The organism is Hydrogenophaga sp. FW305-3-2-15-A-LB1, assembly GCF_058787875.1.
The window spans coordinates 1-22796 of the sequence record NZ_JBYTAE010000068.1; the positions used below are offsets into that span (position 1 = coordinate 1).

A 22796-nucleotide genomic window follows, 5' to 3' on the forward strand; every position below is an offset into this window, starting at 1 on the left:
GCAAAGGGATCGGGGGTCGGGCGGGGTCTTCGGCTGGACCATATGGCGGGGCGGATGAAGTGTATGGGCGTTTTCGGTAGGGCGTGGGTACAGTAGAGGCGGATACTGGGTGTCCTCGATTCCGATTGCGTGTCCATACCTCTTTTTTGACGGCGGCGCCACAGATGCTCTCAGACCTTGAAGCCTTTTTATTGCGTCTGGCGACGGAGCGCGCCGTGCTGGTGACGGTCGGCGCGACGCGCGGATCCGTGCCGCGCGAAACCGGTGCGTGGATGGCGGTGTTCGCGGGCGCGGCGGGTGGCGCGGTCGGCACCATCGGTGGCGGGCACCTGGAGTGGGACGCGATGCGGCATGCGCGCGAGGCGCTGGGGCGCGGGGCCAGCGAGCGGCCCGCCGCCTGGTCGCAGGCGGTCACCCTGGGCCCCAGCCTGGGCCAGTGCTGCGGCGGGGCCCTGGTGCTGCAATTCGAACTGGTCGATGCCTCCTGCCGCGAGGCGCTGCGCCAGCGCCTGACCTTTGGCCATGCGCCGCTGGCGCTGTTCGGCGGTGGCCACGTGGGCCGCGCCCTGGTGCAGGCGCTGGCGCCGCTGCCGTTCGATGTGACGTGGATCGACAGCCGGGACGAGGTGTTTCCGCACGACCTGCCGATCGGGGTGCGCACCGAGTACTCCGAACCGGTGCAGCTCGCGGTGCGCGACCTGGCGCCGCGCTCCAGCGTGCTGATCATGAGCTTCTCGCACGCCGAAGACCTCGACATCGTGGCGGCTTGCCTGCAACGGCAACGGCAACATGACGATCTGGGCTTCGTGGGGCTGATCGGCAGCAAGACCAAGTGGGCGACCTTCCAGCGCCGCCTGCGCCAGCGCGGTTTCAGCGAGGCGGAGCTGGCGCGAATCACCTGCCCCATCGGCCTGCCGGGCATCCAGGGCAAGGCGCCGGCCGTGATCGCCGCCTCGGTGGTGGCGCAGTTGTTGCTTGTCTGCGAAACCACGGCCGATGCGCGCATGACCTCTTGAATGTTCTCAAAAAGTGTATACACTTTGGCCGACCGGTCGCAGCGGAGCGGGTGTTCCCACAACACTCAAACGCGGCCCTCAGACGACTCAGAGCGCCCGCGGTGGTGAGTCGCAAGCCCTGACCTTGCCTTGAGGTGCCATGGAAACTTACCTGCTCGACTGGGCCAATCTGCTGCTTCGCTGGCTGCACGTCATCGTGGCCATTGCCTGGATTGGCTCATCTTTCTATTTCGTCTTTCTTGACAGCAGCCTCACCCCGCCGGAGGACGAGCAGCTCAAGAAGGACGGTGTCAGTGGCGAACTCTGGGCCCTGCACGGCGGCGGCTTCTACCACCCGGTGAAGTTCGCGGTCTCGCCGCCCAAGCTGCCCGACCATCTGCACTGGTTCTACTGGGAGAGTTACTCCACCTGGCTCTCGGGCTTCGCGCTGTTCCTCATCTCCTACCTCTGGAGCCCGAGCGTCTACCTGATCGACCCGAAGGTGTTCGAGTGGTCGCCGGCCGCGGCGATCGCCACCGCACTGGGTTTCCTGGTGGTGTTCTGGCTGCTGTACGACGCGATCTGCCGCACGCTGGGCCAGAAGGAGAACGGTGACGCCAAGGTGGGCGCGCTGGTGCTGGTGCTGGTGTGCGTGGCGGCCTGGCTGGCCACGCAGCTGTTCGCCGGGCGCGCGGCCTTCCTGCTGGTGGGCGCGATGATTGCCACCGCCATGAGCGCCAACGTGTTCTTCTGGATCATCCCGGGCCAGCGCACGGTGGTGGCCGACCTCAAGGCCGGCCGACCGGTCGACCCCATCCACGGCAAGCGCGGCAAGCAGCGCAGCGTGCACAACACCTACTTCACGCTGCCGGTGGTGTTCGCGATGCTGAGCAACCACTACAGCTTCACCTACACGCACCCGCAGAACTGGCTGATCCTCATCGGCATGATGTTCGCCGGCGCGGCGATCCGCCAGTTCTTCGTGATGCGCCACGGTTACAAGCTGGGCCGCAACAAGCACCCCTGGCCGTATGCGGTGGCTGGCGTGGTGGCGCTGATTGCGCTGATCGTCTGGCTCAAGCCGGCGCCGGTGCAGGCGGTGGCGGTGCCCGCCACCGTGAGCTATGCGCAGGTCAAGCCGGTGATCGACCAGCGCTGCGTGATGTGCCATGGCGAGGCGCTGCAGTCCAAGAACGTGCGGCTGGACACGCCCGATGCGCTCAAGCAGCACGCGCAGGCGGTGTACCAGCAGGCGGTGGTCACGCGGCTGATGCCGATGAACAACGCGACCGGGCTCACCGAGGAAGAGCGCGCCTTGATCGGCCAATGGTTCAAGGGCGGCGCGAAGACAGAGTGACCCCCCGCAGCGCTTCGCGCTACCCCCTCAGGGGGCAACACCTGCGGCCTGGCAAAGCCAGTTCCGCGGTGTTTCGGGTCTTGTCATGTCGCTCCGGTGAGGGGGTGTGATCTGCGGTAACCTCGTGACCGATTTCACAACCTCCGAGCAGAGCACACCATGAAGACGCAAGCCGCCGTGGCCTGGAAAGCAGGCCAGCCCCTGACCATTGAAACCGTGGACCTGGAGGGGCCGAAATTCGGCGAGGTGCTGGTTGAGATCAAGGCCACCGGCATCTGCCACACCGACTACTACACGCTCTCGGGCGCGGACCCCGAAGGCATCTTCCCGGCCATCCTGGGCCACGAAGGCGCGGGCATCGTGGTCGACGTGGGCCCGGGCGTGACCACGCTCAAGAAGGGCGACCACGTCATTCCGCTGTACACGCCCGAATGCCGCCAGTGCAAGTTCTGCCTGAGCCGCAAGACCAACCTGTGCCAGCTGATCCGCGGCACGCAGGGCAAGGGCCTGATGCCCGATGCCACCAGCCGCTTCAGCCTGGACGGCAAGCCCATCTTCCACTACATGGGCACCAGCACCTTCAGCAACTACACCGTGGCGCCCGAGATCTCGCTGGCCAAGATCCGCGAGGACGCCCCGTTCGACAAGGTCTGCTACATCGGCTGCGGCGTGACCACCGGCATCGGCGCGGTGATCTTCACCGCCAAGGTGGAGGCGGGCGCCAACGTGGTGGTGTTCGGCCTGGGTGGCATTGGCCTGAACGTGATCCAGGGCGCGAAGATGGTGGGCGCGGACAAGATCATCGGTGTGGACCTCAACCCCGCCCGCCAGGAGATGGCGCGCAAGTTCGGCATGACGCACTTCATCAACCCGAAGGAGGTGGAGAACGTGGTCGATGCCATCGTGCAGCTCACCGACGGCGGGGCCGACTACAGCTTCGAGTGCATCGGCAACACGCAGGTGATGCGACAGGCGCTGGAGTGCACGCACAAGGGCTGGGGCCGCAGCATCATCATCGGCGTGGCCGAGGCCGGTGCCGAGATCAGCACGCGCCCGTTCCAGCTCGTCACCGGCCGCAAATGGGAAGGCTCGGCCTTCGGCGGCGCGCGGGGCCGCACCGATGTGCCCAAGATCGTCGACTGGTACATGGACGGCAAGATCAACATCGACGACCTGATCACCCACAAGCTCAAGCTGGCCGACATCAACGAGGGCTTCGCGCTGATGAAGCGCGGCGAGTCCATCCGCGCCGTCGTGGAGTTCTGATGGCGCTGGAGACCTTGAGCGAGCACCGCTGCTTCGGCGGCGTGCAGGGCTTTTACCGCCATGCCTCGGCCGGGATCGGCCTGCCGATGAAGTTCGGCGTGTTCGTGCCGCCGCAGGCCGCGCAGGGCCCGGTGCCGGTGCTGTTCTACCTGGCGGGGCTGACCTGCACCGAGGAGACCTTCGCCATCAAGGCCGGCGCGCAGCGCGTGGCGGCCGAGCTTGGCCTGATGCTGGTCTCGCCCGACACCAGCCCGCGCGACACCGGCATCGAGGGCGCGAGCGCGGCCTGGGACTTCGGCCACGGCGCGGGTTTCTACCTCGATGCCACGCAAGCGCCCTGGGCGGCGCACTTCCGCATGGAAAGCTGGGTCACGAAAGAGTTGCGCGAGCTCGTGCTGTCGAAGTTTCCCGCACGGGACGACCGCGTCGGTCTCTTTGGCCACTCCATGGGTGGCCACGGAGCGCTCACGCTGGCCTTGCGCCACCCCGGGCTGTACCAGAGCGTGTCGGCGTTTGCGCCGATCGCCGCGCCCACGCAGTGCCCGTGGGGCGAGAAGGCTTTCGGTGGCTACCTGGGTGACGACCGCGCCACCTGGGCCGCGCACGACGCCACCGAACTCGTGAAGGCCGGGCGCAAGGCGCCTCCCTTGCTGATCGACCAGGGGCTGGCGGACAATTTCCTGGCCGCCCAGCTGCACCCCCACCTGTTCGAGGCGGCCTGCGCGCAGGCCGGCCAGCCGCTCACGCTGCGCCGGCACGAGGGGTATGACCACGGTTATTACTTCATCGCCAGTTTCATCGAAGACCACTTGCGCCACCATGCGCAAACCCTTTGTGCCTGACCCCATGCGCCCGCGCCAATTCGATCTCATCGCCTTCGACTGGGACGGCACCCTGTTCGATTCCACCGCGCTCATCACCCGTTGCATCCAGTCGGCGGTGGTGGATGTCGGGGGTGTGGCGCCCACCCGCGAGGCGGCCAGCTACGTGATCGGCATGGGCCTCATGCAGGCCCTGGCCCACGCCGCGCCCGACGTGCCACCCGACCGCTACCCAGAGCTCGGGCAGCGCTACCGCCACCACTACATGGCGGCGCAGCACGAGCTGAGCCTGTTCGAAGGGGTGTTGCCGCTGCTGGCCGAGCTCAAGCGCCGCCACCACTGGCTGACGGTGGCCACCGGCAAGAGCCGGGCGGGCCTCAACGAGGTGCTGCACACGGTGGAGCTGCAGGGCGTGTTCGATGGCTCACGGACCGCCGACGAGACCGCGGGCAAGCCCAACCCCCGCATGCTGCACGAGCTGATGCGCGAGTTCGGCGTGGCGCCCGAGCGCACCCTGATGGTCGGCGACACCACGCACGATCTGCAGATGGCCGTCAACGCCGGCTGCGCGAGCGTGGGCGTGAGCTACGGCGCGCACGAACCGGCCAGCTTCGCGGTGCTCAACCCCTTGCACGTGGCGCACTCGGTGCGCGAACTGCACGACTGGCTGAACGCCCACGCCTGAGCCGGCCATGAGCATCCCCTCCGACGATCCGGTCTACGCGCTGTGCAACAGCCGGGATCTGGTCGATGGGGGGCGTGCCGTGTCGTTCGACGTGGTGTACGCGGGCCAGACCTGCCGCGCGTTCGCGATCCGCTACCGCGGCCAGCCGCACGCCTACCTGAACCGCTGCACCCACGTGGCGATGGAAATGGACTGGCAGCCCGATCGGTTTTTCGACGACAGCGGCCGCTGGTTGCTTTGCGCCACGCACGGCGCGGTGTACGAGCCCGACACCGGTGCCTGCCAGGGTGGGCCATGCCGGGGCGGGCTGGTCAAGATCGAACTGGTGGAGCACGACGGGGTGGTCCACTGGCGGTCACAATACCACCTCAAACCCCTTGAATTCTGAGAGCCTTCGACCATGAACGACGATTTCCCCGGCCCGTCCGCCAACGCCTCCAGCGACCGCACGCCGGGCGTGGCCTGGGAGCGCGCCACCCTGGAAAAACTGGTTTTCGCGACCATCCGCGAGCAGCAGTCCGCGCGCCGCTGGAAGATGTTCAGCCGGCTGCTCTGGCTGGCGGTGTTCGGCGCCATTGCCTGGTTCGCCTACACCAGCAACACCACCACCACGGTGAGCACCCCGCACACGGCGGTGGTGGACATCAAGGGTGAGATCGCCAGCGGGGCCGAAGCCAGCGCCGAATACGTGGTGGCCTCGCTGCGCTCCGCGTTCGAGGACGAGGGCGCGCAGGCCGTGGTGCTGCTGATCAACTCACCCGGCGGCAGCCCGGTGCAGGCCGGCATCATCAACGACGAGATCACCCGCCTCAAGGGCCTGCACGACAAGAAGGTCTATGCGGTGGTGGAAGAAACCTGTGCCTCGGCCGCCTACTACATCGCCGCGGCGGCGGACGACATCTACGTGGACAAGGCCAGCCTGGTCGGCAGCATCGGCGTGTTGATGGACGGCTTCGGTTTCACCGGCCTGATGGACAAGCTCGGCATCGAGCGCCGTCTCATGACCGCCGGGGCCAACAAGGCCATGCTGGACCCGTTCAGCCCGCAGGACGAGGCGCAGAAGGCCTACATCCAGACCATGCTGGGCCAGATCCACGCCCAGTTCATCGAGGTGGTGAAAAAGGGCCGTGGCGATCGCCTGAAGGAGAACGGCGACACCTTCAGCGGCCTGGTCTGGAATGGCCAGCAGGCGGTGGCGCTCGGCCTGGCCGACGGCCTGGGCAACCTCGACTACGTGGCGCGCGAGATCGTCAAGGCCGAGGAGATCGTGGACTACACGCGCCGCGAGAACGTGGGCCTGCGCCTGGCCAAGCGCTTTGGCGCCAGCATGGGCGAAGGGATGTTCCTGGCGGCCCGTGCGGCCGGCGTGCAGCTGAAGTGAGGGCCCCGGGGCGGGTTCAGCCCTTGTAGCCGTTGGGGTTGCCGCTCTGCCAGCGCCAGGCATCGGCGCACATCTGATCCAGCGTGTGCTTCGCCTGCCAGCCCAGCAGGCGCAAGGCCAGCGCCGGGTCGGCCCAGCACTGGGCCACGTCACCCGCGCGGCGTGGGGCAATCTGGTAGGGCACCGGGCGGCCGCTGGCCTGTTCGAAGGCGCGCACCACGTCCAGCACGCTGTGGCCGCTGCCCGTGCCCAGGTTCACCGTGAAGCTCTCACCCCGGCTCAGCAGGGCCTTGATGGCGGCGACGTGACCGGCGGCCAGGTCCTGCACGTGGATGTAGTCGCGCACACCCGTGCCATCGGGCGTGGGGTAGTCGTTGCCATACACGTTGAGGTGTTCGCGCTGGCCCACGGCCACCTGCGCCACGTAGGGCATCAGGTTGTTGGGAATGCCCGCCGGGTCCTCGCCGATCAGGCCGCTGGGGTGGGCACCGACCGGGTTGAAATAGCGCAGCGTGCCCACGCGCCAGGCCGGACGGGCCGCGCACAGGGCGGTGAGCATGTCTTCGATGACCAGTTTGCTGTGGCCATAGGGGTTGGTGTGGCTGCGCGGGAAGTCCTCGGTGATCGGCACGGTGGCCGGATCGCCGTACACCGTCGCGCTGCTGGAGAACACCAGCGTGGGCGCGATCGAAGGGTCTTCCGCGTGCACGGTCTCCATGGCGCGCAGCAGGCTGACCGCGCCGCCGATGTTGTTGTGGAAGTACTTCAGGGGCAACGCCACGCTTTCGCCCACCGCCTTGTCGCCCGCGAAATGGATCACACCCACAGGACGGTGGCGGCGCAGCACGTCTTCAACCCAGGGCGTGTCCAGCACATCGCCTTCTTCGAACGGCATCGTCTGCCCTGTGATGCGCGCGAGGCGGTCCAACACCACGGGGTGGCTGTTGGCGAAGTTGTCCAGCAACACCGGTTCAAAGCCGGCTTCGATGAGGGCCACGGCGGTGTGGCTGCCGATGTAGCCGGCGCCGCCGGTGAGCAGAACTTTCATTTTTTTACTTCTTGGTGGCGGGGTCGGGTTGGCGGCCGTAGATGTCTTCCAGCCGAACGATGTCGTCCTCGCCGAGGTAGCTGCCCGACTGGACCTCGATCATCTCCAGCACCATCTTGCCGGGGTTGTGCAGCCGGTGCACTTCGCCAATGGGGATGTAGGTCGACTGGTTCTCCGACAGCAGGTACACCTCCTGCCCACGCGTGACTTCGGCCGTGCCCTTGACGATGATCCAGTGTTCGGCGCGGTGGTGGTGTTTCTGCAGGCTGAGCGAGGCGCCCGGCTTCACGCCGATGCGCTTGACCTGGAAGCGCTCGCCCATGTCGACGCTGTCGTACCAGCCCCAGGGGCGCGCCACGCGGCGGTGCATCGCGGCCTGCGGCACCTTGCGCTGCGAGAGGTGGGCCACCACGTCCTTCACCTGCTCGGCGTGGTCCCGCTGGGCCACCAGCAAGGCGTCGGGGGTGTCGATGATCAGCAGGTCCTGTGTGCCCAGCGCCACCACGGTGCGGCCCGGCGCGTGGATGAAGGTGTTTCGCGCGTTCAGCGCGTGGCCCTGCCCGGTGATGCGGTTGCCTTCGCCATCGGCGTCGCTCAGTTCGGCCACCGCGTTCCAGCTGCCGACATCGCTCCACTGGCCCTGGAAGGGCACGACGGCCACGTCGTCGTGCGGCTCCATCACCGCGTAGTCGATGCTCTGCGAGCGGCAGGCGAGGAAGGATTCGGCGTCGGGGCGAACGAACTGGATCTGGCCCACCCGGTCCTGCCGCGTCCTGGCCATGGCCTTTTCGCAGGCCTGCAGGATGTCGGCGGCGTGCTGGGCGAGCGCGGCCAGCAGCGTGCTGGCGCGCGCGAGAAAGATGCCCGCGTTCCACAGCACGTTGCCTTGCAGCAGCAAGGCCTGGGCGGCGGCCGGTGCGGGTTTTTCGATGAAGCGGGCCACCTTGCGGCTGCCATCGGCGCGCTCATCGCCCTGCTGGATGTAGCCGTAGGCGCTGCTCGGGAAGCTGGGCATCACGCCGAAGGTGACGATGGCGCCGGCCTCGGCGGCCGGGACACCCTGGCGGATGGTCTGGGCGAAGGCCGAAGCATCGGGAATGTGGTGGTCGGAGGGGCAGAACAGCAGCAGGGGATCGGCGTTGTCCTTCGAGCGGGCGAGCAGGGCGGCCAGCGCCATGGCCGCGGCGGTGTTGCGCGCCGCCGGTTCGAGCAGCACCTGCCCGGGCACGTTTTCCGCTTCGATCGCATCGGCCACCAGGAAACGGTGGTCTTCGGCGGCCACGCAGATCACCGGGTTGTCGCACCAGGCCAAGCGGTCCAGGGTCAGCTGCAGCAGGCTCTTGTCGCCCACCAGAGGCACGAACTGCTTGGGAAAACTCTGGCGGCTCAGAGGCCACAGACGGGTGCCGGAGCCTCCGCAAAGGATGACGGGGGTGATGCTCATGCCGGATGGGAGTGGGTTGAACCAGTGGGGGGAACCCCGCTTTCAATCCGCTGCAGTGTAGCCTTTCGATGGACGTCGGCGTGTGCGCCGTTAACATGGTGAGCCTTTCTTCACGAACATGCGAGCCAAACCAAGATGACGATCCGCAAAGCCGTATTTCCCGTGGGTGGCCTGGGCACCCGTTTCCTGCCGGCCACCAAGGCGATCCCCAAGGAGATGTTGCCGGTGGTGGACAAGCCGCTGATGCAGTACGCGGTGGAGGAGGCCTACGCCGCCGGCATCCGCGAAATGATCTTCGTGACCGGGCGCCACAAGCGCGCCATCGAGGACCACTTCGACACCGCCTACGAACTGGAGATGGAGTTGGAGGCCGCGGGCAAGTCCGCCCTGCTCCAGCTGGTGCATTCCATCAAACCCGACGACATGGACTGCGTCTATGTGCGCCAGCCTCGCGCGCTGGGTCTGGGCCATGCGGTGCTCTGCGCCGAGCGCTTGGTGGGCAACGAGCCGTTCGCGGTGCTGCTGGCCGACGACCTGATGATGGGCCAGGACCAGGCGCAGGGCGGTGCCACCGTGCTGCAGCAGATGGTGCAGGCCTACGAGTCCAGCCCGGGCACGGTGCTCGCGGTGCAGGACGTGCCGCGCGCCGAGACGCGCCGCTATGGCGTCGTCGACGTGCACGGCGCCAACCAGGCGCTGGCCGAGGTGTTCGCGATGGTGGAGAAGCCGGCGCCCGACGTGGCCCCCTCGACCCTGGCTGTGGCCGGTCGCTACATCCTCACGCCGGCGGTGTTCGAGAGCATCCGCCAGCAACCGCGTGGCGCGGGGGGCGAAATCCAGCTCACCGACGGCATCGCGGCCCTGATCGGTAAGGAAAAGGTGCAGGCCTTCCGCTACGCCGGCAAGCGCTACGACTGTGGCAGCAAGGAAGGCTTTCTGGAGGCCACGATCGATCTGGCCTTGGCCAACACCGAACTCAGCGCTTCGGTGCGCGCGCACCTGAAGCGTCTGGGCGTCTGAGCCCGGGCTTCAGCGGCCCAGCAGGAAGACGCAGGGCGCGTCCAGCGGCAACTCGCCGGACAGGGTCTGGGGGTTGCGCTTCCACTCCTGCACCAGCGCGCTGCGGCAGACCTGCTGCGGCAAGGTGAGTGCCCCGCACACGGCCAGGCGTGTGTGCGGATGCAGCGTTTGCAGCAGCGCCTGCAAGAGGGCGGTGTTGCGGTAGGGCGTTTCGATGAGGATCTGCGTCTGCCCGGTCTTCAGGGCCAGGGCTTCCAGTTCCCGCAACCGTTTGGCGCGCTCGGTGGCGTCCTGGGGCACGTAGCCGACGAACGCGAAGCTCTGTCCATTCAGCCCGCTGGCGGCCAGCGCCAGCATGAGCGAGATGGGGCCGGTGAGCGGCACCACGCGCAGGCCCATCGCGTGCGCGGCGCGCACGATGGAGCTTCCCGGATCCGCGATGGCGGGCATGCCGGCTTCGCTGACGAGGCCGATGTCGTGCCCGAGCAGGGCGGGGGCCAGCAGTTCACGGGCCTGTGCGTCGCCTTCGGCCTGCGGGGCATGGTCCCCCTTCTTGTGGGCCGCTCTGGGCAGCTCGGTGATCTGCTGCGCCTGCAAGGGTGCGGCCAGGCTGGCGAGGGCGTCCACCCGCTTGAGAAAGGCGCGCGTGCTCTTGGCGTTTTCGGTGATCCAGTGAGTCAGGCGCCGGGCGGTGCCCAGCGTCTCGGCGGGGAGCCACTCGGAGGGCGCCACGGGCGTGGCCTGCGCCACGCCGAAATCCAGGGGGGTGGGCACGAGGTAGAGCGTGCCGCGTGATTCGGAGTGGGCGCTCACAACAACTTCACCCCCGCCGCGCGAATCAGTCGGCAGGTGCGGATCATCGGAAGACCCACCAGGGCCGTCGGGTCGTCGTTGTCGATGCGCTCCAGCAGCGCGATGCCCAGGCCCTCGCTCTTGGCGCTGCCGGCGCAATCGTAGGGTTGCTCCGCGCGCAGGTAACGCTCGATTTCGCCGTCGCTCAGGTCACGGAACACCACCCGCACCGCAGCGATGTCGCTGTGCTCGAAGCCCGTGGCCTGGCACACCACCGCCAGCGCGGTCTGGAACACCACGGTCTGGCCGCGCATGCGCCTCAGCTGGGCCACGGCCCGCTCATGGGTGCCTGGCTTGCCAAGCGGTTCGCCAGCCAGGTCAGCGACCTGGTCGCTGCCGATCACCACGGCTTGGGGGTGTCGTTGCGCGACATTCCGGGCTTTTTCAATGGCCAGGCGAAGTGCCAGATCCGCCGGCTTTTCCCCGGCCCGGGGTGTTTCGTCCACGTTGGGGGCGATCGCTTCGAAGGGCACGCCCAGCCGGGACAGCAGTTCATGGCGGTACCGCGATGTGGAACCCAGAATGAGGGCTCGGGACGGGGTGTCGGATGACGGATCGGAAGCGGTGGTCATCCCGGTATTCTCCCCGCATTCTTTTACACTGCCCGGATGAAAGACACCCCCAAGACGGCCTGGAACCCTCGGCGCCTGGACATGCGTGCCTTCGCCCAGGCGGCCGCCAGCCTGCAGGACGAAGAGCCGCTTTCGGCATTCCCCCGCGTCCAGGCCGAAGCGGCCCTGGACGATGGCGCGACGCTCACGCCCGTGCGCTGGCGGGCGCAGGGCGAAATGCGGCCGGCGGCCAGCGGCGGCACGCCCGATGTCTGGCTGCATTTGCAGGCCGATGCCCGGGTGCCGCTGACTTGCCAGCGCTGCCTCGCGCCTGTGGACACGCCCTTGACCGTGGACCGCTGGTTCCGTTTCGTGGCCGATGAGGCCACGGCCGAAGCCCAGGATGACGACTGCGAAGAGGACTTGCTGGCCCTGGAACCCAGGCCCGATCTGCACGACGTGCTGGAGGATGAGCTGTTGATGGAACTGCCCCTGGTGCCCATGCACGACACCTGCCCTGAGCCGGTGTCCCTGCGCACGGCGGGGGCCGGGGACGCTCCCGAGGCCGCGGCGCCCCGCAAGAACCCCTTTGCCGAACTGGCCAAGCTCAAAAAGTGAGCCTCTGGCGCACCATGGCCCCGGGGCTGGCGGCATTGCCGCCTTCGGGCTATAATGCTTGGCTTTGCGCTGGTATCCATTCGCACGTTGACGTGCTCGGGTCAGGCGCGCAACCGGTTGAACGGAGCGATTTCAGGTCTCCGTTTGTGCCACTCCGTTTGACCCTACCGATTTCAGGAGCCCACCATGGCTGTTCAGCAAAACAAAAAGTCCCCCTCCAAGCGCGGCATGCACCGTTCGCACAATGCGCTGAACGTGCCCGGCATCGCCGTGGAACCCACCACCGGCGAAACCCATCTGCGCCACCACATCAGCCCCAACGGCTTCTACCGTGGTCGCCAAGTGCTGAAAAACAAGTCCGAAGCCTGATGGCGGGCCGCCACGGGCCTCGCCGCGGTGTCGCGAACGGGGTCCGGTTGGCCAGTGAGGCACAGGCCCGCATGCTGCATGCGGGCTTTTTTTGTTCTTGGGGTGCACAAAGCGCTCGATCCGGGGTGTTGTCATGATCACCATCGCTGTGGATTGCATGGGCGGGGATGTCGGGCCGGCCGTCACCATGCCTGCCTGCACGGCCTTTCTGGCTGCTCATCCCCAGGCGCAACTTCTGCTCGTGGGCAAGCCCGAGGTGTTTCGCGCCTGGCCCCAACTGCTCAACAACGTGCGTTGCAAGGTGGTGCCGGCCAGCGAGGTCGTGACCATGGAGGATCCGGTGGAGGTGGCGCTTCGCCGCAAGAAGGACTCTTCGATGCGGGTGGCCATCAACCAGGTCAAGGACGGTGCCGCGCAGGCGGCCGTCTCGGCCGGCAACACCGGGGCGCTCATGGCCATCGCCCGCTATGTGTTGAAGACCATGGATGGCATCGATCGCCCGGCCATCGCCACCCAGATGCCCAACGCCCGGGGTGGTGCGACCACGGTGCTGGACTTGGGCGCCAACGTCGATTGTTCGGCCGAGCACCTGCTGCAATTCGCCGTGATGGGCTCGGCTCTGGTGGCGGCGGTCACGGGTCGGCAGGAGCCGACGGTGGGGCTGCTCAACGTGGGTGAAGAAGTCATCAAAGGCAGCGAAGTCATCAAACAAGCCGGTGTTCTGCTGCGAAATGCGTCCAACACCGGCGATCTGAATTTCTTCGGAAACATCGAGGGCGACGACGTTTTCAAAGGCACGACGGACATCGTGGTCTGTGATGGTTTCGTCGGCAACGTGGCGCTCAAGGCCAGCGAGGGCCTGGCTTCGATGATCAGTGGCTTCATCCGGGAAGAATTCTCGAAGAACATTTTTCGAAAAATGGCGGCCATCGTCGCCTATCCGGTTTTAAAGTCGTTTAAAAATCGCGTTGATCACCGTCGGTACAACGGTGCGGCGCTGCTCGGCCTGAAAGGGCTGGTGTTCAAGAGCCACGGATCGGCGGATGCCTTTGCGTTCGAACATGCGCTGAGCCGGGCTTATGATGCGGCCCACAACAAATTGCTGGACAACGTGCGGGAGCGCATCGCCCACGCCAAGCCGCTGATAGCTCCGGAGTCCGTGCCCAGCGAGCTCAAGAGCATTCCGACCCTTTGAAATTTCGCCTCTCACCCGCATGACACGCTACGCCCGCATCACCGGCACTGGCAGCAGCCTGCCGCCTCAGCGCCTGACCAACGCCGACATGGTCGAGCTGCTGGCACCGCGCGGCGTGGAAACGAGCGACGACTGGATCGTCGAACGCACCGGCATCCGGGCGCGTCACTTCGTGGCCGACGGGGTCTATGCCAGTGATCTGGCCGTCGAGGCCTGCCAACAGGCCTTGGCCGCGGCCCAGGTGGCGCCGGGCGACATCGACCTGATCATCGTGGCCACGTCCACGCCGGACATGGTCTTTCCTTCGACCGCGACCATCGTGCAGCGCAAGCTGGGCATCGCCGGGTGCCCGGCCTTCGACGTGCAGGCGGTGTGCACAGGTTTCATCTATGCCCTGACCGTCGCGGATTCATTGATCCGCTCGGGCACCTCGCGCAAGGCCCTGGTGGTCGGTACCGAGATCTTCAGCCGCCTGCTCGATTTCAGCGACCGCACCACCTGCGTGCTGTTTGGCGATGGCGCCGGTGCCGTGGTGCTGGAGGCCTCGGACACGCCGGGCATTCTGGCCACCGACATCCATGCAGACGGCAAGCACACGGGCATTCTGTGTGTGCCGGGCCACGTCTCCGGCGGGCAGATCCTCGGCGACCCACTGCTCAAGATGGATGGCCAGGCGGTCTTCAAGCTGGCAGTGGGCGTGCTGGAAGACACCGCGCGGGCCACGCTCATCAAGGCCGGCAAGACCACGGAAGACATCGACTGGCTGATCCCGCACCAGGCGAACATCCGCATCATGCACAGCACGGCGCGCAAGCTCAAACTGCCGCTGGACAAGGTGGTTGTCACCGTCGACCAGCACGGCAACACCTCGGCGGCCTCCATCCCGTTGGCGCTGGACCACGCGGTGCGACAGGGACAAGTCAAAAAAGGCGACACGCTGATGCTCGAAGGCGTTGGCGGCGGATTCACCTGGGGCTCGGTGCTGCTCGATTTCTGAGCACCGCCTTCTCTGCTTTCGTCTGAACTGAATATCTCCATGAAGAATTTTGCGTTTGTGTTTCCGGGCCAGGGCTCTCAGGCCGTGGGCATGCTCGATGCGTGGGGCGATCACCCCGCCGTTCAGGAGACGCTGAAGGAAGCTTCGGATGCCATGGGTGAAGACCTGGGCAAGCTGATCCACGAAGGCCCGGCCGATGTGCTGGCCATGACCGTGAACACCCAGCCTGTGATGCTGGTGGCGGGCGTGGCGGCCTGGCGCGTCTGGCGCGCCGAAGGTGGCGCTTTGCCCATGGCGGTCGCGGGGCATTCGCTGGGCGAGTATTCCGCGCTGGTGGCTGCGGGGTCCTTGACCCTCGCACAGGCCGCTCCGCTGGTGCGCTTTCGTGCGCAGGCCATGCAGGAGGCGGTGCCACCGGGCACGGGGGCCATGGCGGCCGTGCTGGGCCTGAGCGCCGCGGCCGTGGTGGCGGGTTGCCTGGAGGCACAGTCCAGTTTTGGTGCCGGCAGCGCCGAAGTGGTGGAGGCCGTGAACTACAACGACCCGGTGCAGACCGTCATCGCGGGCAGCAAGGCCGCCGTCGACAAGGCGTGTGAGGTGCTCAAGGCACATGGTGCCAAGCGCACGCTGCCCTTGCCGGTGTCCGCGCCTTTCCACTCGAGCCTGATGAAGCCGGCCGCCGAGAAATTGAAGGAAAAGCTTGCCGCGACGCCGTTTGCGGCGCCGCAGATTCCCGTGATCAACAACATCGATGTTGCGGTGGAGTCCGACCCCGATCGCATCCGCGAAGCCCTGTACCGGCAGGCTTTCGGGCCGGTGCGCTGGGTCGAGTGCGTGGGTGCGATCAAGGCCCGCGGCATCGACACCCTGGTCGAATGCGGGCCGCGCAAGGTGCTGGCCGCGATGGTCAAGCGCGTGGATCCGTCCTTGACCGGTGCGGCCCTGTTCGACCCCGCCACGCTGGCCGAGGTCAAGGCCTTGCTGGCCTGAAGTCTGGAGAACTCCCATGTCTGAAATCAAATTTGCGGGCCAGGTGGCCCTGGTCACGGGCGCCTCGCGGGGCATTGGCGCGGCCATCGCGCAGGAACTGGCGACGCGTGGCCTGATCGTGATCGGTACCGCGACCAGCGACGAAGGCGCGGCGCGCATCGGTGCGGCGCTGTCGGCCGCGCCTGGCGCTGCCACCGGTTGCCGGGGCGCGAAGCTGGATGTGAATGACGCGGCTGCGGCCGAGGCTTTGATCGACGAGATCGTCAAGGCCCACGGCGGTCTGCAGGTGCTGGTGAACAACGCCGGCATCACGCGCGACATGCTGGCCATGCGCCTCAAGGACGACGACTGGGACGCGGTGCTGGACACCAACCTCAAGGCCGTCTTCCGCATGAGCCGCGCCGTCATTCGCCCGATGATGAAGCAGCGCTATGGCCGCATCGTCAGCATCACCAGCGTGGTGGGTGCGTCGGGCAACGCCGGCCAAGCCAACTACGCCGCTGCCAAGGCCGGCGTGGCGGGCATGACGCGCGCCCTGGCGCGCGAACTGGGCAGCCGCAACATCACGGTCAACTGTGTGGCACCGGGTTTCATCGAGACCGACATGACCGCGGCCTTGCCCGAAGAACAGCAAAAAGCCTTGTTGGGCCAGATCCCTCTGGGGCATCTGGGCAAACCCGCCGACATCGCGCACGCAGTGGCTTACCTGAGCAGCCCTCATGCGGCCTATGTCACGGGACAGGAACTGCACGTCAACGGCGGCATGTTCATGTCCTGAGTCCGGAGCATTCACCCCTTTTCCTCGCCGCGTCAGCCGCCCGGCGGGCCACCCGGGATCACTTTCCCGGCACGGCTAAAATGGCGGACTGTATTTCAACCACCCTCAGAGGGACCTATGAGCGATATCGAAGCACGTGTTAAGAAAATCATTGCCGAACAACTCGGTGTGGAAGAGGGACAGGTCACCAACGAAAAGGCCTTCGTGGCCGACCTGGGCGCCGATTCTCTGGACACGGTTGAACTGGTGATGGCGCTGGAAGACGAGTTCGGTATCGAAATCCCCGACGAAGAAGCCGAAAAGATCACCACGGTTCAGAAAGCCATCGACTACGCGTTGGCCAACCAGAAGGCCTGAAGCACAGATGAGCCGTCGCCGCGTCGTCGTGACCGGTCTGGGTTGCATCAGCCCCGTGGGCAACACGGTGGCCGATTCCTGGGCCAACCTCCTGGCCGGACAATCCGGCATTGATTTCATCACGAGGTTCGACGCGTCGAACTTCGCCTGCAAATTTGCAGGAGAGGTCAAGGGGTTCAACCTGGATGAGTACATCACCGCCAAGGAAGCGCGGACGATGGACACCTTCATCCATTACGGCGTGGCTGCGTCGATGCAGGCGGTGGCGGATTCGGGCGTCCTGACGGGTGACCAGCTCAGTGAGGAGCAGGCCACGCGCATCGGTTGCGTGATTGGCTCGGGCATCGGCGGTTTGCCGCTGATCGAGGACACGCACACCGAGCTGACCAACCGCGGTCCACGGCGCATCACTCCCTTCTTCGTGCCGGCCTCGATCATCAACATGATCTCGGGACACGTGTCGATGAAGTTCGGCTTCAAGGGGCCGAACATCGCCATCGTCACGGCCTGCACCACGGGCCTGCATTGCATCGGTGAGGCCGGCCGCATGATCGAGTACGGCGACGCCGACGTGATGATCGCCGGTGGTTCCGAAGCCACCGTGTCGCCGCTGGGCATTGGCGGTTTTGCCGCCATGCGCGCGCTGTCGACCCGCAACGACGATCCCAAGACCGCGTCCCGTCCCTGGGACAAGGACCGCGATGGCTTTGTGCTGGGCGAGGGCGCGGGCGTGATGGTGCTCGAAGAGTACGAGCACGCCAAGGCACGCGGCGCGAAGATCTACGCCGAGTTGGCCGGTTTCGGCATGAGCGCCGATGCGGGTCACATGACGGCGCCCAACATGGACGGCCCACGCCGTGCGATGCTGGGGGCCTTGCGCAACGCGGGGGTCAACGCCGATCAGGTGGATTACCTGAATGCCCACGGCACCTCCACGCCGCTGGGTGACATCAACGAGACGAACGCCATCAAGGCGGCCCTGGGTGACCATGCCAAGAACATGGTGGTCAGCTCGACCAAGTCCATGACCGGCCACCTGCTGGGGGGCGCCGGGGGCATCGAGTCGGTGTTCACCGTGCTGTCGCTGCACCACCAGAAGGTGCCACCGACCATCAACATCTTCAACCAGGACCCGGAGTGTGACCTGGACTACTGCGCCAATACGGCGCGGGACGTGAAGATCGACGTGGCCGTGAAAAACAACTTCGGTTTCGGCGGCACCAACGGAACGCTGGTTTTCCGGCGCGCCTGAACGCTCTGATCGCGCCTATCTTCACGAAGAATCCGCATGCACAACGCCCCATCGGTGATGTTTCCGGTGGGGCGTTGTGGTTTGTATGCCGTCCTGCTCGCGCTTCTGGCCGTGCTGGGTGCCGCTGTCCTGGGCCTGTGGTATGGGCTCGACCCGACCCGCGGTGCTTCCTGGTCGGGCGTGGTGGGGGGCACGCTGTGGTCCATATGGGTGATGGGCGCCCTGTGGACCTGGCGACGGTCTCCCGTGGGGCGGCTGAAATGGAATGCGCTGGAAAGGCGCGATCCCGAAGCGCCGGCAGGTGTCTGGCACTGGTACAGCGAATCGTGCCCCGAGGGCGTGCCGTTGCAGCGCGTGGAGCGGGTGATGGACTGGCAGGGCGCTGTGCTGTTGCGCCTGTGTTCCGCAGACGCGCCCGCGCGCTGGATCTGGGCGGAGCGTGGCCGCAATCCCGCGCTCTGGAACGACCTGCGCCGGGCGCTGATATCCGCCCGCGCATGAGCCGGCGAATGGCCTGGGTTATATTTCCGCGCGCATGACTCTCGAAGACCACACCGCTCCACCACCACCCGACAGCGACGTCATGCTGGTGCAGCGCACGCTCGCGGGGGAGCAGCGTGCCTTCGAGATGCTGGTCATCAAGTACCAGCGCCGCGTGGAGCGGCTGATCGGGCGCATGGTCCGCGATACCGACCTGGTCCAGGACATTGCCCAGGAGACCTTCATCCGGGCGTACCGCGCGCTCGCTCAGTTCCGGGGTGACGCACAGTTCTACACCTGGCTGTACCGCATTGCGGTCAATACGGCCAAAAAACAGCTCATGGAACTCAAGCGCGATCCGCTGGTCTTCCAGTCTCAGATGAAATCCGGGGAAGACGATGAAACTTCCGCTCCGGAACGCGAACTAAATTCGGGAGTGGCCGACACCGAAACGCCCGAAGCGGTGCTGGCCAGCAAGGAAATCGCCGAGGCGGTCAACGCCGCCATGGACGCGCTGCCCGAAGAGTTGCGCATGGCGATCACCCTGCGGGAAATCGAGGGCATGAGCTATGAAGAGATTGCCGCAGCGCTGGAATGCCCCATCGGCACAGTGCGATCCCGGATTTTCCGGGCGCGCGAGGCCATTTCAGGGCGCATCAAGCCGATGCTGGAGCGTCAGACAGGCAAACGCTGGTAGAAGAGGCGGGGCAGGCCATTGAAAGCTTGTCCATCGCCCCGCGAGTAGGGAATTTCAGGAAATTCATCATGAATGCCGCACAAGTCAATTTGAACCTTCGGCCTCAGAAAGAGATCGATCTCGTTGCCCCGGAGCAGGCTTTGTCCGCGCTGGTGGATGGCGAGCTCGATGCCGCATTGCTCGACGGGCTGCTCGCAGCCGATGAAGGCCGCGCGGAGGTGTTCGCGAGTTGGCACACCTACCATGTGATCGGCGATGTGTTGCGTGGCAACCGCGTGGAGGCCACCGCCCAGGCGCCCGGCGACTTTCTGGCCGGTGTGCGTGAACGGCTGCGATCGGAGTTGGCGCCCGTGGGCGAGGGGCGGTTGCTGGTGCAAAACCCGCCCGCAGCGCTGGTGCAGGTGCCTGCGGCCAATGACGCGGTTTTTCGCTGGAAGATGGTGGCAGGGCTGGCCTCGCTGGCGGCCGTCATGGCTGTGAGCTGGACGGTGTTGAGCGGTGCGCCCTCGGGCTCGGGCGGTGCAGCAGGCCCTCAACTGGCCTCGGCTCCGGTGCCAACGCAACAAGCCGCGGCTCCCGTGGCGGTCAGCGCGGCGGCGGCTCCGTCCAACGCGGTGGTGGTGAACACCGGGCAAGGCCCCTTGATCCGCGACGCGCGTCTGGAAGAGTTGTTGGCCGAACACCGCCAGAATGGCGGCATGTCGGCGCTACAGATGCCCACCGGCTTCATCCGCAATGCCACTTACGACGCCGCAGGACGCTGAGGCACCATGGCGCTAGTCCTGACCCTGCCTTTTCGTGGTGATGTGAGCGTGCTGCGGTTTCAACATGGAAGGCCCGTCATCCGGCGCTGGGGTGCGGCTGCGCTTGTCGCCCTGGTTTCGGGCTTCATGGCGCCGGTGCATGCACAGAACGCACCGGCCTCGGCCCATGTGCGAAGCGTCAACGAATGGCTGACGCGCATGCACGAAGCCTCGAACCAGCGCTCCTACATCGGTACCCTGGTGGTGTCCGCAGGGAGCGCCATGTCGGCCTCGAAGATCTGGCATGTGTGCGATGGCTCGCAGCAGATGGAGCGGGTCGATACCCTGACTGGCGCGCCGCGAACGACCATTCGCCGCAACAAGGAGGTCATCACTTTTGTGCCAGAGGCGAAAACCGCGTTCGTCGAGAAACGCGATTCGCTGGGCATGTTCCCCGAGCTGCTGCGCACGCCGAGCAACCTGATCCCGCAGTTCTACAGCGCGCGGGAAGTGGGTGTGCAGCGGGTGGCCGGGCATCTGGCCGACATGGTGGAAATTCTGCCGCGCGACGACCTTCGCTTCGGCTACCGCATCTGGTCCGAGCGCCAGACGGGGCTGGTGGTGAAGCTGCAGACCCTGGGCGAGCAGGGCGCGGTGCTGGAGCAGGTGGCCTTCTCCGAGCTGCAGCTCGATGCCCCGGTGAGCATGGACAAGCTCTCGAAGCTCATGAAAGACACCCGAGGCTATGAGGTCCACAAGCCCACCTTGAAAAAGACCACCGCGGAGGCGGAGGGCTGGCGTCTGAAAGAGCCGGTGCCTGGCTTCACCGCCATGAGCTGTCACACGCGCGAGACGCCCGGAGCCGCGGCGCAAGGTCCTGGCCAGGCCTCCATGCAGTGGGTGTTCTCGGATGGCCTGGCGTCGGTGTCCCTGTTTGTCGAGCCGTTCGATGCGCAGCGCCACACGCAGGAGACCTCCGCCACGGTGGGCGCCACGAATTCGGTCAATCGCCGGGTGGGCGACCATTGGTTGACCGTGATGGGGGAAGCGCCCGCGGCCACCTTGCGCCGATTCGCCATCGCCTTGGAGCGAACCCGGTAGATGCGTCGCCTGGCCGCCCGGAGATGGCCTGCTTCGCGTCGGCGGCCGGCCTTGTTCCCGGCGGCCTTTTGTTTTTCGGCATATCCTCTTTTTTTGCGTACCTGTAAAGGATTTCCATGACGCGCTCCGACACCGTGCGAATCCCGCTCCTGAGCATGCTGACCACGGCCGCGCTGGTGGTGAGCGGCGCTGCAGGCTTGGCGACCTCGTCCACCGCGGCAGCCCAGGTTCCCACTGTGCCACCGGCGGCCAGCGTGCGTGGGCTGCCTGATTTCACGGACCTCGTGGACCTCGTGGGGCCGTCGGTGGTCAACATCCGCACCCTGGAGCGCGCCAGCAAGGAAGGCCCAGGCGGCTCGGCGCCGGACGAGCAGATGCTGGAGTTTTTCCGCCGCTTCGGCATTCCCATTCCTCCCGGCATGACGCCGCGCGGCCCCCGCCAGGAGCGGCCACCGTCCGAAGAGGCGCAACCCCGGGGCGTGGGCTCGGGTTTCATCCTGAGCGCGGACGGTCTCATCATGACGAACGCGCACGTGGTCGATGGCGCCGACGAACTCATCGTCACCCTGCCCGACAAGCGCGAGTTCAAGGCCAAGCTCGTGGGGGCGGACAAACGCACCGACGTGGCCGTGGTGAAGATCGAGGCATCGGGGTTGACGGCCGTCAAGATCGGCGACATCAATCGCCTGCGCGTCGGTGAATGGGTCATGGCCATCGGCTCCCCCTTCGGCCTGGAAAACACGGTCACCGCCGGTATCGTGAGTGCCAAGCAGCGCGACACGGGGGATTTCCTGCCGTTCATCCAGACCGACGTGGCCATCAACCCGGGCAACTCGGGCGGCCCGCTGATCAACATGCGCGGCGAGGTGGTGGGCATCAACAGCCAGATCTACTCGCGCTCGGGTGGTTTCCAGGGCATCTCGTTCGCGATCCCCATCGATGAGGCGGTGCGCGTCTCCGATCAGCTCCGGGCCACCGGGCGCGTGACGCGTGGCCGCATCGGCGTGCAGATCGATCAGGTGAGCAAGGACGTGGCCGAGTCCATCGGCTTGGGCCAGCCCAAGGGGGCGCTGGTGCGCGGGGTGGAGCCGAACTCGCCAGCGGCCAAGGCCGGCGTGGAGCCGGGCGACATCATCGTCAAGTTCGACGGCAAGGAGATCGACAAGTCCGTGGATTTGCCGCGCCTCGTGGGCAACACCAAGCCGGGCAACAAGAGCAGCATGACGGTGTTTCGCCGGGGCAGCCAGCGCGAGCTCTCGATCATCGTGGCCGAGCTCGAACCGGAGCGCCCGGAGGCCAAGGCCGCGGCACCGGAGCCGACCAAGCCTCAGTCCAGCAATGCCCTGCAGGCGCTGGGCCTGAGCCTGGCAGAACTCACTGCGGCCGAGAAGAAGGAACTCACTCTCAAGGGCGGTGTGCGTGTGGCCTCGGCCGAAGGCCCCGCTGCGCGTGCGGGGCTGCGCGAAGGCGACGTGATCGTGGCGATCGCCAACACCGAGACCGCCAGCGTCAAGGAAGTCGAAGCTGCCCTGAGCAAGGTCGAGAAGAGCAAGCCGATCAACGTGCTGTTCCGCCGCGGGGAGTGGGCCCAGTATGCGGTGATCCGCGCAGCACGCTGAGCCGCGTCCTGCGGCCAATAACCCCCTGTCCCGATTGGGATTGGGGGTTATTTTTTTCGGTGGCCGATTCGCCACACGGGGTTTTCCACAGTACGCAGCACCCAAAATTATCTTTTTGTTAGTGAACGCTTACAACACTTGTCGGTCTCATGACTGAATTCGCTAAAATAGCCCCTGTTC

At 66.3% G+C, this 22796-nt stretch carries 25 protein-coding genes; 21 read left to right on the forward strand and 4 right to left on the reverse strand.

The genetic code is table 11. The annotated features are described in order from the left end of the window. The first annotated feature begins 164 nt into the window (after nucleotides 1–164). The 7 genes from xdhC to AC3WPZ_RS19840 all read left to right on the forward strand — a co-directional run bounded on the left by xdhC (nucleotide 165) and on the right by AC3WPZ_RS19840 (nucleotide 6505). Nucleotides 165–1016, forward strand: a complete 852-nt coding sequence (gene xdhC / locus AC3WPZ_RS19810) for a xanthine dehydrogenase accessory protein XdhC (protein ID WP_444687192.1) — start codon at nucleotides 165–167, stop codon at nucleotides 1014–1016. 139 nt (nucleotides 1017–1155) lie between these two features. Then, entirely contained in the window at nucleotides 1156–2352 is a 1197-nt protein-coding gene (locus AC3WPZ_RS19815) for a urate hydroxylase PuuD (protein ID WP_291121978.1), read from the forward strand. Nucleotides 2353–2511: 159 nt separating this feature from the next. Continuing rightward, the gene (locus tag AC3WPZ_RS19820) at nucleotides 2512–3618 is read left to right on the forward strand and encodes an S-(hydroxymethyl)glutathione dehydrogenase/class III alcohol dehydrogenase (RefSeq protein WP_382321241.1); all 1107 of its coding nucleotides are present in this window, start codon (nucleotides 2512–2514) and stop codon (nucleotides 3616–3618) included. After that, nucleotides 3618–4460 (forward strand): S-formylglutathione hydrolase, encoded by an 843-nt coding sequence (fghA, locus tag AC3WPZ_RS19825; RefSeq protein ID WP_444687191.1) that lies wholly within the window; start codon nucleotides 3618–3620, stop codon nucleotides 4458–4460. Before AC3WPZ_RS19820 ends, fghA begins: the two co-directional genes overlap by 1 nt. Nucleotides 4461–4464: 4 nt before the next feature. Then, a complete protein-coding gene (locus AC3WPZ_RS19830; protein WP_444691480.1) occupies nucleotides 4465–5124 on the forward strand; it encodes an HAD family hydrolase in 660 nt (219 codons plus the stop codon). Nucleotides 5125–5131: 7 nt separating this feature from the next. Further along, on the forward strand, nucleotides 5132–5512 hold the full coding sequence (locus AC3WPZ_RS19835; RefSeq protein ID WP_291114379.1) for a Rieske (2Fe-2S) protein: 381 nt from the start codon (nucleotides 5132–5134) through the stop codon (nucleotides 5510–5512). Between the two features lie 12 nt (nucleotides 5513–5524). Next, nucleotides 5525–6505, forward strand: coding sequence for a S49 family peptidase (locus AC3WPZ_RS19840; RefSeq protein WP_444687189.1), 981 nt, complete (start codon nucleotides 5525–5527; stop codon nucleotides 6503–6505). Nucleotides 6506–6521: 16 nt separating this feature from the next. Here the strand turns inward: AC3WPZ_RS19840 and galE are convergent, their stop codons facing one another. Both galE and AC3WPZ_RS19850 read right to left on the reverse strand, forming a co-directional pair. Beyond that, nucleotides 6522–7553, reverse strand: a complete 1032-nt coding sequence (galE, locus tag AC3WPZ_RS19845; protein ID WP_291114373.1) for a UDP-glucose 4-epimerase GalE — start codon at nucleotides 7551–7553, stop codon at nucleotides 6522–6524. A gap of 4 nt (nucleotides 7554–7557) precedes the next feature. After that, nucleotides 7558–8997 (reverse strand): mannose-1-phosphate guanylyltransferase/mannose-6-phosphate isomerase, encoded by a 1440-nt coding sequence (locus AC3WPZ_RS19850; protein WP_444687188.1) that lies wholly within the window; start codon nucleotides 8995–8997, stop codon nucleotides 7558–7560. 135 nt (nucleotides 8998–9132) lie between these two features. Here AC3WPZ_RS19850 and galU point away from each other — a divergent pair, with 135 nt between their 5' ends. Continuing rightward, a complete protein-coding gene (gene galU, locus AC3WPZ_RS19855; protein ID WP_382321235.1) occupies nucleotides 9133–10017 on the forward strand; it encodes a UTP--glucose-1-phosphate uridylyltransferase GalU in 885 nt (294 codons plus the stop codon). 9 nt (nucleotides 10018–10026) lie between these two features. On the opposite strand, the gene AC3WPZ_RS19860 is transcribed toward galU, so the two are convergent. After that, a complete protein-coding gene (locus AC3WPZ_RS19860; RefSeq protein ID WP_382321233.1) occupies nucleotides 10027–10830 on the reverse strand; it encodes an SAM-dependent methyltransferase in 804 nt (267 codons plus the stop codon). After that, nucleotides 10827–11441 carry a Maf family protein gene (locus tag AC3WPZ_RS19865; RefSeq protein WP_382321231.1) on the reverse strand — a complete coding sequence of 205 codons (615 nt, stop codon included), beginning with the start codon at nucleotides 11439–11441 and terminating at the stop codon, nucleotides 10827–10829. Before AC3WPZ_RS19865 ends, AC3WPZ_RS19860 begins: the two co-directional genes overlap by 4 nt. A 36-nt stretch (nucleotides 11442–11477) precedes the next feature. Between AC3WPZ_RS19865 and AC3WPZ_RS19870 the strand changes: the two genes are divergently transcribed. The 13 genes from AC3WPZ_RS19870 (at nucleotide 11478) to AC3WPZ_RS19930 (ending at nucleotide 22616) form a co-directional block, all read left to right on the forward strand. Further along, entirely contained in the window at nucleotides 11478–12038 is a 561-nt protein-coding gene (locus AC3WPZ_RS19870) for a YceD family protein (RefSeq protein ID WP_444687187.1), read from the forward strand. Between the two features lie 186 nt (nucleotides 12039–12224). After that, nucleotides 12225–12407 (forward strand): 50S ribosomal protein L32, encoded by a 183-nt coding sequence (rpmF, locus tag AC3WPZ_RS19875; protein ID WP_005794249.1) that lies wholly within the window; start codon nucleotides 12225–12227, stop codon nucleotides 12405–12407. 133 nt (nucleotides 12408–12540) lie between these two features. Continuing rightward, nucleotides 12541–13602, forward strand: a complete 1062-nt coding sequence (gene plsX, locus AC3WPZ_RS19880) for a phosphate acyltransferase PlsX (protein WP_291114260.1) — start codon at nucleotides 12541–12543, stop codon at nucleotides 13600–13602. Nucleotides 13603–13621: 19 nt separating this feature from the next. After that, on the forward strand, nucleotides 13622–14599 hold the full coding sequence (locus tag AC3WPZ_RS19885) for a beta-ketoacyl-ACP synthase III (RefSeq protein ID WP_382155868.1): 978 nt from the start codon (nucleotides 13622–13624) through the stop codon (nucleotides 14597–14599). A 39-nt stretch (nucleotides 14600–14638) separates the two neighbouring features. Beyond that, on the forward strand, nucleotides 14639–15589 hold the full coding sequence (gene fabD / locus AC3WPZ_RS19890) for an ACP S-malonyltransferase (protein WP_382321227.1): 951 nt from the start codon (nucleotides 14639–14641) through the stop codon (nucleotides 15587–15589). A 16-nt stretch (nucleotides 15590–15605) separates the two neighbouring features. Beyond that, entirely contained in the window at nucleotides 15606–16367 is a 762-nt protein-coding gene (fabG, locus tag AC3WPZ_RS19895; protein WP_444687186.1) for a 3-oxoacyl-ACP reductase FabG, read from the forward strand. A gap of 117 nt (nucleotides 16368–16484) precedes the next feature. After that, nucleotides 16485–16724, forward strand: a complete 240-nt coding sequence (acpP, locus tag AC3WPZ_RS19900; protein ID WP_066269448.1) for an acyl carrier protein — start codon at nucleotides 16485–16487, stop codon at nucleotides 16722–16724. Nucleotides 16725–16731: 7 nt separating this feature from the next. Continuing rightward, a complete protein-coding gene (gene fabF, locus AC3WPZ_RS19905) occupies nucleotides 16732–17976 on the forward strand; it encodes a beta-ketoacyl-ACP synthase II (protein WP_444687185.1) in 1245 nt (414 codons plus the stop codon). A 36-nt stretch (nucleotides 17977–18012) separates the two neighbouring features. Continuing rightward, nucleotides 18013–18477 (forward strand): hypothetical protein, encoded by a 465-nt coding sequence (locus tag AC3WPZ_RS19910; protein ID WP_444687184.1) that lies wholly within the window; start codon nucleotides 18013–18015, stop codon nucleotides 18475–18477. Between the two features lie 34 nt (nucleotides 18478–18511). Beyond that, nucleotides 18512–19153 (forward strand): RNA polymerase sigma factor RpoE, encoded by a 642-nt coding sequence (gene rpoE / locus AC3WPZ_RS19915; protein WP_382155888.1) that lies wholly within the window; start codon nucleotides 18512–18514, stop codon nucleotides 19151–19153. Between the two features lie 68 nt (nucleotides 19154–19221). Beyond that, nucleotides 19222–19917 carry a sigma-E factor negative regulatory protein gene (locus AC3WPZ_RS19920; RefSeq protein ID WP_444687183.1) on the forward strand — a complete coding sequence of 232 codons (696 nt, stop codon included), beginning with the start codon at nucleotides 19222–19224 and terminating at the stop codon, nucleotides 19915–19917. A gap of 126 nt (nucleotides 19918–20043) precedes the next feature. Continuing rightward, the gene (locus AC3WPZ_RS19925) at nucleotides 20044–20997 is read left to right on the forward strand and encodes a MucB/RseB C-terminal domain-containing protein (protein ID WP_444691551.1); all 954 of its coding nucleotides are present in this window, start codon (nucleotides 20044–20046) and stop codon (nucleotides 20995–20997) included. Between the two features lie 155 nt (nucleotides 20998–21152). Then, on the forward strand, nucleotides 21153–22616 hold the full coding sequence (locus AC3WPZ_RS19930) for a DegQ family serine endoprotease (RefSeq protein ID WP_444687497.1): 1464 nt from the start codon (nucleotides 21153–21155) through the stop codon (nucleotides 22614–22616). Nucleotides 22617–22796: the final 180 nt, after the last annotated feature.

Bases quoted from the DNA above. Each gene is read 5' to 3' on its own strand.
- AC3WPZ_RS19910 (WP_444687184.1), top strand. From the start codon at position 18,013: ATGCACAACGCCCCATCGGTGATGTTTCCGGTGGGGCGTTGTGGTTTG.
- acpP (WP_066269448.1), top strand. From the start codon at position 16,485: ATGAGCGATATCGAAGCACGTGTTAAGAAAATCATTGCCGAACAACTC.
- AC3WPZ_RS19815 (WP_291121978.1), top strand. From the start codon at position 1,156: ATGGAAACTTACCTGCTCGACTGGGCCAATCTGCTGCTTCGCTGGCTG.
- AC3WPZ_RS19840 (WP_444687189.1), top strand. From the start codon at position 5,525: ATGAACGACGATTTCCCCGGCCCGTCCGCCAACGCCTCCAGCGACCGC.
- xdhC (WP_444687192.1), top strand. From the start codon at position 165: ATGCTCTCAGACCTTGAAGCCTTTTTATTGCGTCTGGCGACGGAGCGC.
- fghA (WP_444687191.1), top strand. From the start codon at position 3,618: ATGGCGCTGGAGACCTTGAGCGAGCACCGCTGCTTCGGCGGCGTGCAG.
- fabD (WP_382321227.1), top strand. From the start codon at position 14,639: ATGAAGAATTTTGCGTTTGTGTTTCCGGGCCAGGGCTCTCAGGCCGTG.
- AC3WPZ_RS19820 (WP_382321241.1), top strand. From the start codon at position 2,512: ATGAAGACGCAAGCCGCCGTGGCCTGGAAAGCAGGCCAGCCCCTGACC.
- AC3WPZ_RS19865 (WP_382321231.1), bottom strand. From the start codon at position 11,441: ATGACCACCGCTTCCGATCCGTCATCCGACACCCCGTCCCGAGCCCTC.
- galU (WP_382321235.1), top strand. From the start codon at position 9,133: ATGACGATCCGCAAAGCCGTATTTCCCGTGGGTGGCCTGGGCACCCGT.
- AC3WPZ_RS19920 (WP_444687183.1), top strand. From the start codon at position 19,222: ATGAATGCCGCACAAGTCAATTTGAACCTTCGGCCTCAGAAAGAGATC.
- galE (WP_291114373.1), bottom strand. From the start codon at position 7,553: ATGAAAGTTCTGCTCACCGGCGGCGCCGGCTACATCGGCAGCCACACC.
- rpmF (WP_005794249.1), top strand. From the start codon at position 12,225: ATGGCTGTTCAGCAAAACAAAAAGTCCCCCTCCAAGCGCGGCATGCAC.
- AC3WPZ_RS19850 (WP_444687188.1), bottom strand. From the start codon at position 8,997: ATGAGCATCACCCCCGTCATCCTTTGCGGAGGCTCCGGCACCCGTCTG.
- AC3WPZ_RS19830 (WP_444691480.1), top strand. From the start codon at position 4,465: ATGCGCCCGCGCCAATTCGATCTCATCGCCTTCGACTGGGACGGCACC.
- plsX (WP_291114260.1), top strand. From the start codon at position 12,541: ATGATCACCATCGCTGTGGATTGCATGGGCGGGGATGTCGGGCCGGCC.
- fabG (WP_444687186.1), top strand. From the start codon at position 15,606: ATGTCTGAAATCAAATTTGCGGGCCAGGTGGCCCTGGTCACGGGCGCC.
- AC3WPZ_RS19835 (WP_291114379.1), top strand. From the start codon at position 5,132: ATGAGCATCCCCTCCGACGATCCGGTCTACGCGCTGTGCAACAGCCGG.
- AC3WPZ_RS19885 (WP_382155868.1), top strand. From the start codon at position 13,622: ATGACACGCTACGCCCGCATCACCGGCACTGGCAGCAGCCTGCCGCCT.
- AC3WPZ_RS19930 (WP_444687497.1), top strand. From the start codon at position 21,153: ATGCTGACCACGGCCGCGCTGGTGGTGAGCGGCGCTGCAGGCTTGGCG.
- AC3WPZ_RS19870 (WP_444687187.1), top strand. From the start codon at position 11,478: ATGAAAGACACCCCCAAGACGGCCTGGAACCCTCGGCGCCTGGACATG.
- rpoE (WP_382155888.1), top strand. From the start codon at position 18,512: ATGACTCTCGAAGACCACACCGCTCCACCACCACCCGACAGCGACGTC.
- AC3WPZ_RS19925 (WP_444691551.1), top strand. From the start codon at position 20,044: ATGGCGCCGGTGCATGCACAGAACGCACCGGCCTCGGCCCATGTGCGA.
- fabF (WP_444687185.1), top strand. From the start codon at position 16,732: ATGAGCCGTCGCCGCGTCGTCGTGACCGGTCTGGGTTGCATCAGCCCC.